This is a genomic window from Chitinophaga eiseniae, from assembly GCF_900167135.1.
GTDB classification, from domain to species: domain Bacteria; phylum Bacteroidota; class Bacteroidia; order Chitinophagales; family Chitinophagaceae; genus Chitinophaga; species Chitinophaga eiseniae.
Genome location: NZ_FUWZ01000003.1, coordinates 245,471 through 257,511 on the forward strand (window position 1 = coordinate 245,471; position 12,041 = coordinate 257,511).

Annotated in this window: 11 protein-coding genes; 10 read left to right on the forward strand and 1 reads right to left on the reverse strand. The window is 51.2% G+C overall.

What is annotated here, in order from left to right:
- Positions 1-36 precede the first annotated feature (36 nt).
- From B5D63_RS19980 to B5D63_RS20010, 7 genes are read left to right on the forward strand one after another with little or no spacing between them, the layout of a single operon-like run.
- Positions 37-363: a HesB/IscA family protein gene (locus B5D63_RS19980; protein WP_078670614.1), complete on the forward strand. Its 327-nt coding sequence runs from the start codon at positions 37-39 to the stop codon at positions 361-363.
- 13 nt (positions 364-376) lie between these two features.
- Entirely contained in the window at positions 377-1,822 is a 1,446-nt protein-coding gene (sufB, locus tag B5D63_RS19985; protein ID WP_078670615.1) for a Fe-S cluster assembly protein SufB, read from the forward strand.
- Between the two features lie 44 nt (positions 1,823-1,866).
- Entirely contained in the window at positions 1,867-2,631 is a 765-nt protein-coding gene (gene sufC, locus B5D63_RS19990; RefSeq protein WP_078670616.1) for a Fe-S cluster assembly ATPase SufC, read from the forward strand.
- A 13-nt stretch (positions 2,632-2,644) separates the two neighbouring features.
- Entirely contained in the window at positions 2,645-3,955 is a 1,311-nt protein-coding gene (gene sufD, locus B5D63_RS19995; protein WP_078670617.1) for a Fe-S cluster assembly protein SufD, read from the forward strand.
- Between the two features lie 11 nt (positions 3,956-3,966).
- A complete protein-coding gene (locus B5D63_RS20000) occupies positions 3,967-5,214 on the forward strand; it encodes an aminotransferase class V-fold PLP-dependent enzyme (protein WP_078670618.1) in 1,248 nt (415 codons plus the stop codon).
- Between the two features lie 15 nt (positions 5,215-5,229).
- Positions 5,230-5,658: a SufE family protein gene (locus B5D63_RS20005; RefSeq protein ID WP_078670619.1), complete on the forward strand. Its 429-nt coding sequence runs from the start codon at positions 5,230-5,232 to the stop codon at positions 5,656-5,658.
- Positions 5,655-5,966: a DUF59 domain-containing protein gene (locus B5D63_RS20010; RefSeq protein ID WP_078670620.1), complete on the forward strand. Its 312-nt coding sequence runs from the start codon at positions 5,655-5,657 to the stop codon at positions 5,964-5,966. Before B5D63_RS20005 ends, B5D63_RS20010 begins: the two co-directional genes overlap by 4 nt.
- Before the next feature lie 240 nt (positions 5,967-6,206).
- Here B5D63_RS20010 and B5D63_RS20020 read toward each other — a convergent pair whose 3' ends face one another.
- Positions 6,207-8,585: an FdhF/YdeP family oxidoreductase gene (locus tag B5D63_RS20020; RefSeq protein WP_078670622.1), complete on the reverse strand. Its 2,379-nt coding sequence runs from the start codon at positions 8,583-8,585 to the stop codon at positions 6,207-6,209.
- Positions 8,586-8,822: 237 nt separating this feature from the next.
- On the opposite strand from B5D63_RS20020, the gene B5D63_RS20025 reads away from it, so the two are divergent.
- From B5D63_RS20025 to B5D63_RS20035, 3 genes are all read left to right on the forward strand, one after another.
- On the forward strand, positions 8,823-9,731 hold the full coding sequence (locus tag B5D63_RS20025) for a DnaJ C-terminal domain-containing protein (protein WP_078670623.1): 909 nt from the start codon (positions 8,823-8,825) through the stop codon (positions 9,729-9,731).
- Between the two features lie 11 nt (positions 9,732-9,742).
- Entirely contained in the window at positions 9,743-10,030 is a 288-nt protein-coding gene (locus B5D63_RS20030; protein ID WP_078670624.1) for a chaperone modulator CbpM, read from the forward strand.
- A 486-nt stretch (positions 10,031-10,516) separates the two neighbouring features.
- Positions 10,517-11,827 carry an SWIM zinc finger family protein gene (locus B5D63_RS20035; RefSeq protein WP_078670625.1) on the forward strand — a complete coding sequence of 437 codons (1,311 nt, stop codon included), beginning with the start codon at positions 10,517-10,519 and terminating at the stop codon, positions 11,825-11,827.
- Positions 11,828-12,041 lie beyond the last annotated feature (214 nt).

Here is a 12,041-nt window from a genome sequence, read left to right on the forward strand (position 1 = left end):
ACTAGTACAGCCGTATCAATCTAAAAATTCTGAATTATGATAACCGTTTCAGAAAAAGCAGGAGCATATATTAAGACGCTGATGGAGACAGAACATCATGCCCCCGGTACTTTTGTAAGAGTGGGTGTGAAAGGCGGCGGTTGCTCCGGCCTTGAATATGTGATGAAGTTTGAGACAGAAGAACAGGAAGGAGACCAGGTATTTGAAGACAAAGGCGTAAAGGTAGTCGTACAGATGAAAAGCCTGCTTTACCTGTATGGTACAGAACTGGACTACTCCGACGGCCTGAATGGCAAAGGCCTCTTCTTCAACAACCCGAATGCAACGAGAACATGCAGCTGCGGCGAAAGCTTCGCGGTATAAATATCAAAATCGTATGATGAACAGTAACGAAATAATAGATGATATAGCCAATAAGGAGTACGAGTTTGGCTTTACCACCGATATTGAAATGGATATCGCTCCTCCGGGGCTGAATGAAGATATCATCCGCTTTATTTCCGCTAAAAAGAATGAACCGGAATGGCTGCTGGAATGGCGTCTGAAAGGTTTTGCCGCCTTCAGGAAAATGCAGTTCCCCTCCTGGCAGCACTTTGAAATGCCGGAGCTGGACCTGCAGGCCCTCTCCTATTATGCCGCTCCCAAAAAGAAAAAACAACTGAACAGCCTCGACGAAGTGGACCCGGAACTGCTGGCCACTTTTGAAAAGCTGGGTATTCCGCTCAACGAACAGAAGGCGCTGACCGGTGTGGCCGTAGACGCCGTGTTTGACAGCGTGTCCGTAGCCACCACCTTCAAAGGCAAACTGAAAGAGATGGGCGTTATCTTCTGCTCTTTCGGGGAAGCGGTACAGGAATATCCTGACCTTGTAAAAAAATACCTCGGTACCGTAGTACCACACTCTGACAACATTTTCGCCGCGCTGAACTCCGCTGTGTTTTCTGACGGCTCTTTCACCTATATTCCGAAAGGCGTACGCTGCCCGATGGAACTGAGCACCTACTTCCGTATCAACGCTCAGAACACCGGCCAGTTCGAACGTACGCTGATCATCGCCGACGAAGGCAGCTATGTGAGCTACCTGGAAGGCTGTACCGCTCCCATGCGCGATGAAAACCAGCTGCACGCCGCAGTAGTGGAACTCGTAGCCCTGGACCACGCGGAAATCAAATACTCTACCGTACAGAACTGGTACCCCGGCGATAAAGACGGTAAAGGCGGTATCTACAACTTCGTGACCAAAAGAGGCATCTGTAAAGGCAACGCCAGCAAGATCTCCTGGACACAGGTAGAAACCGGCTCCGCCATCACCTGGAAATATCCCAGCGTGATCCTGCAGGGTGACTACTCCGAGGGCGAATTCTACTCCGTAGCAGTAGTGCGTAACAAACAGATCGCTGACACCGGTACCAAAATCCACCACATCGGTAAAGGCACCAAAAGCCGTATCATTTCCAAAGGTATCTCCGCCGGCAGAGGCGATAACAGCTACCGCGGACTGGTGGCCGTTGGCCCGCGTGCCGACAACGCCCGTAACTTTACCCAGTGCGACTCCCTGCTGATCGGCAACGATTGCGGCTCCCACACTTTCCCGTATATCGAATCCCGCAATAAAACCGCGATGATCGAACACGAAGCCACTACCTCCAAAATCGGGGAAGACCAGATCTTCTATCTGAACGCCCGTGGCATCGATACGGAAAAAGCCGTGGCCCTGATCGTAAACGGTTACGTGAAGGAAGTACTGAACCAGCTCCCCATGGAATTTGCCGTGGAAGCACAGAAATTATTATCTATCACACTTGAAGGAAGCGTTGGATAATTCGCTTATCCAATTAACTACATACAGAACGAAATAAAACAATCATGCTGACGATTAAAAATCTGCACGCAGAAGTAGAAGGGAAACAAATTCTGAAAGGCATTAACCTCGAAATAGGTAAAGGCGAAACACATGCCATCATGGGCCCCAACGGCTCCGGCAAAAGCTCGCTGGCCTCCGTGCTCGCTGGCCGTGATAACTATACTGTGACCGAAGGGGAAGTATGGTTCAACGGTAAAAACCTGCTGGACCTGTCTCCCGAAGACCGCGCGCGTGAAGGCGTATTCCTGGCTTTTCAATATCCTGTTGAAATCCCGGGCGTATCCAACCTGAACTTTCTGAAAACAGCCCTCAATGAAATCAGGACCTATAAAGGCCTGCCTACCATCGAAGGCCGTGACTTCCTGAAACTGACCAAAGAGAAGCAGCAGCTGGTAGACTTTAACGCTAACCTGATGAACCGCTCCCTGAACGAAGGTTTCAGCGGTGGTGAAAAGAAACGCAACGAAATCTTCCAACTGGCGATGCTGGACCCTCAGCTGGCCATCCTGGACGAAACAGACTCCGGTCTGGACATCGACGCACTGCGTATCGTTTCCAACGGCGTTAACAAACTCCGCGACGCAGAAAAATCTTTCGTAGTCATCACCCACTACCAGCGTCTGCTGGAGTACATCGTGCCTGACTTTGTACACGTACTGTACAACGGCCGTATCATCAAAACCGGCACCAAGGAACTGGCCCTGGAACTGGAAGAAAGAGGCTACGACTGGCTGAAGGAAGAGTTACATTTGAAAGAATCAGTATAAGAAGCATACAATTATGACGAGTGATATTACATTGCCTTTTTACCAGGCGTTAACTACTGATGTGAACGCATTATCGGCCTGCCAGGCGCAGGACGAACTGCAGGGCATCCGCCAGGAGGCTTTGGACCGCTTCTCTGTGATGGGTCTTCCTACCCTGAAAACAGAAGCATGGCGTTATTCCAACATACAACGCTACCTCAAGGAATTTCCCTATGAGCTGTTGTACGCCACCACTACCGTACCTGCCTCCGTGGTAGCCCAGGCGGCTATCCCGGAACTGGACTGCTACCGCATTGTGCTGGTCAACGGCCATCTGCAGGCAGACCTCTCTGAACTGCCCGCCGGCAAAGGCATCACTATCGGCGCGCTCAGCGCCCATACACAGGCCCCTGGCTTCACCAAATGGTTCAACAAACAGCACCATCTGGCCCAGGAATCGCTGGCGACCCTCAATACCGCCCTCTTCGCAGACGGACTGTATATTGAACTGGCCGCCAACACTGTCATCGACAAACCGGTACATATCGTTCATGTATACACTGCCGCACAGCATGCCTTTATTCAGCCCCGCCACCTGTGGGTGCTGAACAGAAATGCTGCCGCTACCATTATCCAAAGCTCCGTTCATCCGGACACCAACGCTGCTGCTTTTGCCAACAGCGTGCTGGAAACCGTAATAGAGGAGAATGCGGAACTGTGGCACTACAATATCCAGCAGGGCGACCAGCACTTCCGGGAAGTGCACACCACCGCCGCCCAGCAACAGGCCAACAGCCGTTACCATCATTTCAACTTTACCCTGCCCGGCACCCCGTTCACCCGCAACAACCTGAGCGTGGCCCTCAACGGCAGCTATACGGAAACGAACCTGAACGGCCTGTACATTGCCAACGGCAGCCAGCATGTAGACAACCATACTTTTATGGACCACATCATGCCGAACTGCAACAGCAACGAACTGTACAAAGGGGTACTGCTCGACAGCGCCAACGGCGTTTTCACCGGCAGGATCCTGGTACACCAGGAAGCGCAGAAAACCAACGCCTTCCAGCAGAACAACAACCTGCTGCTGGGCGCCAAAGCAGATATCAACTCCCAACCACAGCTGGAAATTTACGCAGACGACGTAAAATGCAGCCACGGTTTCACCGCCGGTCAGTTCAGCGAAGAATCCATGTTCTACCTGCGCTCCCGCGGTATCGGGGAAGATGCTGCCAAAGCACTGATGGTAAATGCCTTCTCCCATGATATTACAGACGAAGTGAAGGTACCTGCCCTGCAACATTACCTGCAGGAACAGATTGCCGCCATCATGAACAACTAATTACCGATCCAATGGAACATATTGCTAACATAGAAACCACAGCCCTGGACGTAAAGCAGATCAGGAAGGACTTCCCTATCCTGCAGGAACTGGTGCACGGCAAACCGCTGGTATACCTCGATAACGGGGCTACCACGCAGAAGCCGCTGACGGTTATAGAAACGGAAGCCCGGTATTACGAAGAATATAACAGCAATGTGCACCGCGGCGTTCACCACCTGAGCCAGGAAGCCACCAACGCCTACGAGAAAGCCCGCGAAATTGTAGCCGGCTTTATCAATGCAGCGCATACCCATGAGGTCATCTTCACCAAAGGCACCACCGACGGGATCAACCTGGTGGCCAACACCATGGGCCGCCGTTTCCTGAAGAAAGGCGACAGCGTGATCATCTCCGCCATGGAACACCACTCCAACATCGTGCCCTGGCAGATCGCCTGCGAGGAAAGCGGCGCTACCCTGAAAGTGATCCCCATCAATGAAAAGGGAGAACTGAAAATGGACGCGTTCACCACCCTGCTGGACGATACGGTGAAAATGGTAGCAGTAACGTACGTTTCCAATACGATGGGTACCATCAACCCGGTAGAAGACATCATCGCACAGGCACATGCCCGTAACATCCCCGTACTGCTGGACGCCGCTCAGGCCATCCAGCATATGACGATCGATGTGCAAGCCCTGCAGGTGGATTTCCTCGTTTTCTCCGGACACAAAATTTACGGTCCTACCGGCATCGGCGTACTGTACGGTACCACCGAATGGCTGAACAAACTGCCTCCCTATCAGGGCGGCGGCGATATGATCAAGACCGTTACCTTCGCTAAAACCATCTATAACGAACTGCCCTATAAATTCGAAGCCGGCACCCCGCACATCGCAGGCGCCATCGGTTTAGGGGCAGCGATCCGATACCTGCAGCAGACCGGCACCGACAAAATCCAGCAGTGGGAAGAACAACTGCAGGCTTATGCGCTGGAACAACTGCGGCAGATAGACGGTATCCGCTTCATCGGCGATGCCGCCCGCAGAAGCGGCGCCATCTCCTTCCTGGTACATGACATTCACCCGTTTGACTTAGGTGAACTGCTGGACCAGCAAGGGATTGCAGTGAGAACAGGACACCACTGCTGCGAACCACTGATGGATGAATTTAAAATCCCCGGCACCGTTCGCGCATCACTCACCTTCTACAACACAAAGGAGGATATCGATAAACTGGTAGCCGGCATCAAACGGGCCGTGTCCATGTTGCGGTAAAAGGAGACTACTATTATGACGATCAACGAAAGACAGGATGAAATAAAGTCCGACTTTGAAGTAATGAGCAACTGGGAGGATAAGTATGAATACATTATCCAGCTGGGCAAAGATCTGCCGCTCATTGCCGAAGAATACAAGACGCCGGAAAACCTGATCAAGGGCTGCCAGTCACGCGTGTGGCTGCACACCGAACTCAGAGACGGTAAACTGTATTTCACCGGAGACAGCGACGCCGTGATCACCAAAGGGCTGGTAAGCCTCATGATCTACGTGCTCTCCGGACACACGCCCAAAGAGATCGCCTCCGCGGACATCTACTTTATCAATGACATCGGCCTGAGCAGCCATCTCTCTCCCACCCGCTCCAACGGGTTGCTGAGCATGCTCAAACAGATGAAACTTTATGCAGTAGCCTACCAGGCAAAAACAAACCAGTCATGAGCGAAGAAGCATTAAGGGAAAAGATAGAAGAACAGCTGAAAACCGTATACGACCCGGAAATCCCCGTCAACATCTGGGAACTGGGACTGGTATACGCTATCAAGATCAAGGAAAACAACCGCATTGGCATTGATATGACGCTCACCGCTCCCGGATGCCCGGTGGCCGGCGATATCATCCGTGAAGTGGATGAAAAGGTCCGCAACATCGAAGGCGTGTCTGATGTAGACGTACACCTTACCTTTGATCCCCCCTGGACCAAAGAAATGATGAGCGAAGAAGCTAAACTGGAACTAGGTTTTCTTTAATGATATGCATTTCCAGGTAATGGACAATTCCCTGGAAATGCTTTTTGTTTTTCCCATCAGATATCTCCGTCTGCCACCGCTGAAATAAAGGTAGCGGAAGGGGCAAAATAGCCGGCAAACGCGCATAAACGCTGCTTTAACTTCCACCTGCGGTTTAAAAAGCCATACCAGGAATATGGTATTGTTCCCCTGGTAGTTAAGGACATTCTGAGATTCCGTCATAGATATACTGCTTTGCATTTATACATCAGGATGATGTTTCCTGATTTTTATTTTTACATATTTTGAAGCCGGCATATTACTTTCCCTGACGACATTATTAACGGAAACCAGCACATTTGTCTCCGGAAAGTAAGTCATGGTGTTCTTTTCAGGAATAGGATATGGGACAATGATAAACAAGGGCGCTACTCTTTCGGTATCGTCATCATAGTTGAATAGGTCCACTTTGTCCCCCGCTTTAAAACCTGCTTTGGCAATGTCCTTTTCGTTCATAAAAATTACCCGGCGTTCCTGATGGATGCCCCGGTAACGGTCATCAAGACCATAAATGGTGGTATTAAACTGGTCATGCGTACGGGTGGTGGCCATGAGGTACTCATCATCCGCCAGCTTGTTGACCGGGATGTCTGTCAGCGTAAAGGGTGCGCGGTAATCGTACTGTTCAGCAAAGCGCTGCTCATCCCGCGCGGCATTCGGCAAATAAAAGCCGCCCTTGCGGCGTACCCGTACATTATAGTTTTCAAAGCCGGGAATACATTTCTCTATATCATCCCTCACCGCATCGTAACTGTCGTGGTACCGTTGCCAGTTCACCGCCGACCTGTTGCCCAACGTGGCCATGGCCATCCGGCATACGATCTGTGTTTCGTTGAGCAGATTGTCCGACACTGGCTGCAATACTCCTTTTGAAGACTGTACAACGCCCATTGAATTTTCCGTGCTGACGATTTGTACTTCGCCATTGACTATATCACGGTCTGCCCTTGAATAAGTGGGGAGAATAATACATTCTTTCCCGTGGACCAGGTGCCCGCGGTTTAGTTTGGTAGACACGCACACCAGGAGGTCCAGTTTTCTTAAAGCATCGGCGGTATAAGTGGTGTCCGGTGCAGCGGAAAGAAGGTTTCCGCCCATGCAGAACAGCACCTTTACTTTTCCCGCGTGCATGGCCTTAATCGCTCTCACCACATCGTACCCGTGTTTTCGGGGCATTTTAAATCCATAGAATTGCTCCAGCCGGTCCAGCTGTTCTTCGGTAGGTTTCTCATCAATCAGCATGGTCCTGTTGCCCTGCACATTACTATGCCCGCGTACCGGGCATACTCCGGCGCCTTTGATACCGATGCTGCCCTTCAGGAGCAGTATATTCAGCATTTCCCGGACCATATCCACGCCGTTGGGTTGCTGTGTAATTCCCATGCCCCAGCAGATGATGATCTTCTTTCGGGACTTCAGCATTTGCGCTGCTTCGTACAACAATGTGACAGGCACGCCGCTGTGCTCTGCCAGTTCCGCTATGGCGTAATGATCAAATTGTTTTTCAAATTCCGGAAACCCTGTTGTTTTTTCTTCGATAAACGCGCGGTCCAGCACCTGGCCCGGCGTTTCTTTTTCGAAGTTCAGCAGCAGCTTTTCGAGGGCTTTCAGCAAAGCCATGTCCCCGTTGATTTTTACAGGCAGGTAGAGGTCTGCCAGTTTTACCCCTTCGAGAACGCCTTTTATTTTTTGCGGGTCTTTAAAGCCCATGAGCCCTGTTTCGGGCAACGGGTTAATAGCGATAATTTTCCCGCCGTTGGCCTTGCATTTCGACAGCGCGCTCATCATGCGGGGTGAGTTGGTACCGGGATTCTGCCCGATAATCATAATGACCTCCGCCTCATAAAAATCTTCCAGCGTTACCGTTCCTTTTCCGATCCCTATCGTTGGACGCAGGCCGGAGCCGGAGGTTTCATGGCACATATTGGAGCAGTCCGGCATATTGTTGGTGCCATATGCCTTCGCAAAAAGCTGGTAAACAAAGGAAGCTTCGTTGCTCGTTCTGCCGGAAGTATAAAAAGCCGCTTCATCGGGCGATACCAGCGCGTTGAAGTGTTCCGCGATTTTTCTGAAGGCCTCTTCCCAGCTGATAGGCTGGTAATGTGTACCTCCTTTGGGCAGATACACCGGATCGGTCAGCCGGCCCATTTTCCCGATATGGTAATCATCCAGCAGTGAGAGATCGTACACTGCGTTTTTAGTAAAAAAATCGGGGGTGACTTTTTTTGAGGTGGCCTCCTCCGCCAGCGCCTTGGCGCCGTTTTCACAATACTCCGCAAGGGGCGACCGGTCATCGTCCGGATCAGGCCAGGCACAGCTGGAGCAGTCAAACCCGTCAAACTGGTTCATACTGAACAGCGCTTTGGTCCCTCGGAACAGTGCGTTTTCCTCGATCAGGTCAGCAAAAGAGGCTAAGACAGCGGGGATACCGGCAGCCTTCTTTTCTACCGGTGTTACTTTAAGGTGGCCGGAAAGTACAATGGGGTTTTCCGCATCCGGTGTCTGTTTCTCTTTTCCCCCGGTATTGGTTGGAGGTCGCTCTTCGTTAAGATGCTCATCGTTATGCGTGCTGTGTTCCATAACATATGCATTTTTATTAACATTCCCGACACCACATCATCAGTGAAAAGCAGCGGTCATCCCGGCGCTGATGATTTTCTAAAGCATTATAAAAATACCAAAAACAATTGCTCAAGTTCATTTTTATCTGTAAATTATTGATCACAAGCCAACAGTTCACACACCAATACACCTACGCGATCATATCATGACTGATCGCGGCTTACAAACGTTTTTAAAAAATGAATACGGGATGATATGGACTACATCGACTATTACAAAACTTTAGGTGTCAGCAAAGATGCTTCCCCGGAGGACATCAAAAAAGCCTACCGGAAACTTGCCCGCAAACATCATCCTGACCTGAATCCTGATAATCCGGAGGCTGGCAGGACGTTCCAACAGATCAACGAAGCCCACGAAGTGCTCAGCGATCCTGAAAAACGCAAAAAGTATGACCAGTATGGTAAGGACTGGAAACATGCGGACCAGTTTGAAGAGGCCAGGCGGCAGCAAAGCGCTTATGAAAGCCAGGCCGGATATGAGGGTAATCCGTTTGGAGGCGGGCAGCATTACACCTATACCGGAGAGGGCGGTGATTTCTCCGACTTTTTTTCATCCATGTTTGGCGGTGGCGGTGGCAGAAAACAAAGCCGGTTCCGCGGGCAGGACATCCATGCGAAACTTGAGATAACGCTTACGGAAGCCTATACCACGCATAAGCAGACCTTTACCATAAACGGGCAAAATATCCGGATTACGTTACCGGCGGGCATCGAAGACGGTCAGGAGATCAAACTCGCTCATTATGGAGGGCCCGGTGTCAACGGCGGTCCCAAGGGCGACCTGTATATCACCTTCGGGATTAAAAACGATACCAATTTTACCCGGAAGGGAAATGACCTCTATTGCGACGTGCCGCTGGACCTGTACAAAGCGCTCTTAGGCGGGGAGCAGATCGTTGATACCCTGGGCGGAAAGGTGAAACTAAAGATCGCTCCGGAAACGCAAAATGGCCTGAAAGTACGATTGAAAGGCAAAGGGTTTCCCGTATACAAACAGGAAGGGGTGTTTGGCGATTTATATGTCACCTGGCAAATCCGGTTGCCCACGCATCTTTCTGAGAAAGAAAAAGCATTGTTTCAGCAATTATCCGAAGAACGATAAAATCATGCCGTATGGAAAACACTGATAAACTGACGGTAGAACAATGTAGTCAGCATTACAATATAGCCACTTCCTTCCTGTTTGACCTGGACGACCACGGACTGATCGTACTAATGCGGGAGGAACAATCCACTTACCTGCATTACGACCAGCTGCCCCTGCTGGAAAAATACATGCGGCTGCATTTCGATCTGCTGATTAATATGGAAGGATTGGAGGCTGTCAGTCACCTGCTGGAGCGGGTACAGCTGCTGCAGACCACGATCAGGCGTCTGGGAGGAGAAGTTCCCTGCTATTAAAAGATAGTATTGCATATGGCTTTTGCGTTTTTCTGCTTCATCGCCGACGGTTTTTTCTGTTACCGCCGGCGGCGCTGTCACCGATTGTAGCTGAAGGTGAGCGTTAATACCCGCCTGTGCCAGCGGTAAAAGTATCCTCCCGGCAGAAGAAAAGTTTCTTCTTTTCCCGTTATTTTATGCTGACAATGCCGGCTCTGGATACAAAACATCCATAATTTAACTTTAAATAATCATTCTAACTGTATAATAATGAGTCATTTGCTAACTCTATCTAAACTTCTATTGTAACTATTCCCCATTTTTTAAAAGACTATTTTTAGGCCGAAAAATGCGTTGTTACTATATACATTGCGTAGTATTCACCGATATTTGGCTTTTATTTTATGAAATTATTTAATTTGTAGCATTGTTCATCAACAACTACTTTGGGTTATTTTGATGCATGCGGCAGATTAAATGGATGGTAATAACAAAACAACTACATCATTGGACCTAACGGAAGAACAGGTGCTGGCGATGGCACCCGATGAATCGTCCCGCAAAGCGGGAAAAGAGCTGGCCAAACCGGCGAAATGGGTTAGCACAGGCTTCAGTGAGGCGGCCCTCTGGGGCGAATGTCAGGGCAGCGGCAGCAAGCCTTATCAGACACAGGTAGACACCGGCGCCATGGCGTTCCGTTGCAGCTGCCCAAGCCGAAAATTCCCCTGTAAACATGGCGTAGGCCTTTTATTGTACTACGCCCGCGAGAAGGCCTCCTTTATCCAACAGGAGCAGCCGGCATGGGTAACAGACTGGATCAGCAAACGAACGGAGAAAGCAGAGAAAAAAGCGCAGCAGGCTACCGACGCCAAACCGGTGGACGAGGCCGCACAAAACAAACGGCAGGAGGCCCGGCACCGTAAAGTGAGCGACGGGCTGGACGAACTGCTCCGGTGGATAAAAGACCTCGTGCGGAACGGCCTGATCGGTGTGCCTGACAAAGGCGCCGATATGTGCGAAAACATGGCCCGCCGCATGGTAGACGCCCAGGCGTCCGGCCTGGCTGCCATACTCCGGGAAATGGCGGAAATCAGTTATTACAGCGACGGCTGGCAAACCATCTTTATGGACCAGCTGCTGCGGCTTTACCTGGCCGCAAAAGCCTATCTCCACCAGGACCGGCTGGAACCCGCCCTTCAGCAGGATATCAGGACGCTCATCGGTTACTCCCAATCGCAGGAAGAACTTAAAACACAAAACGGCATCACAGATACCTGGCTGGTCCTCGGCAAACAGAGCACCGAAGACGACCGGCTGATCACCGAACGATACTGGCTATACGGCCTCACAACCCGCCGCCCGGCACTGGTGCTGCAGTTCACCATCCGCCACCAGCCACAGGTACAACTGATGCCCGCCCCCGGCAGCTGCATCAGGGCAGAACTGGTCTACTACCCTTCTGCCGCCCCTATGCGGGCGCTGATCAAAACACAGCAGGCGGCGCCGGCAGACCATCAGTTTCACGGGTATGATGGCTGGGCAGGTGTCCTGACCGCTCAAACGCAGGTCAGCAGCCAGTTGCCGCTTTATAACGACCAGGTATATACGATCGCAGCACTCACGCCGGTACAACGCGACGGGCAGTGGTGGCTGCGTGACGAACAACAACAGGAAATGCAGCTACGGCCCGACTTCCGCGGCCTGTGGAAACTGCTGGCCCTCAGTGGCGGCGAGCCGCTGCCGATGGCAGTCATCGGCCGTGAAACGCACTATGAACCCATCGGGGTATGGTACCAGCAGGCATATAAAGTACTGTAACCTGACGCCGGTATAGACGTGACCGTTATAAACGCCCGGTCAGGGAAAAGCCCGGTCGTCTGCCAGCAGAAAAGATTTTAAGACAACCGGCACTCTAACAGGCGAAGCCCGTCAAAAGCGCGCCTGCCGGGAAAAGCCCGGTCGTCTGCCAGCAGAAAAGATTTTAAGACAACCGGCACTCTAACAGGCGAAGCCCGTCAAAAGCGCGCCTGCC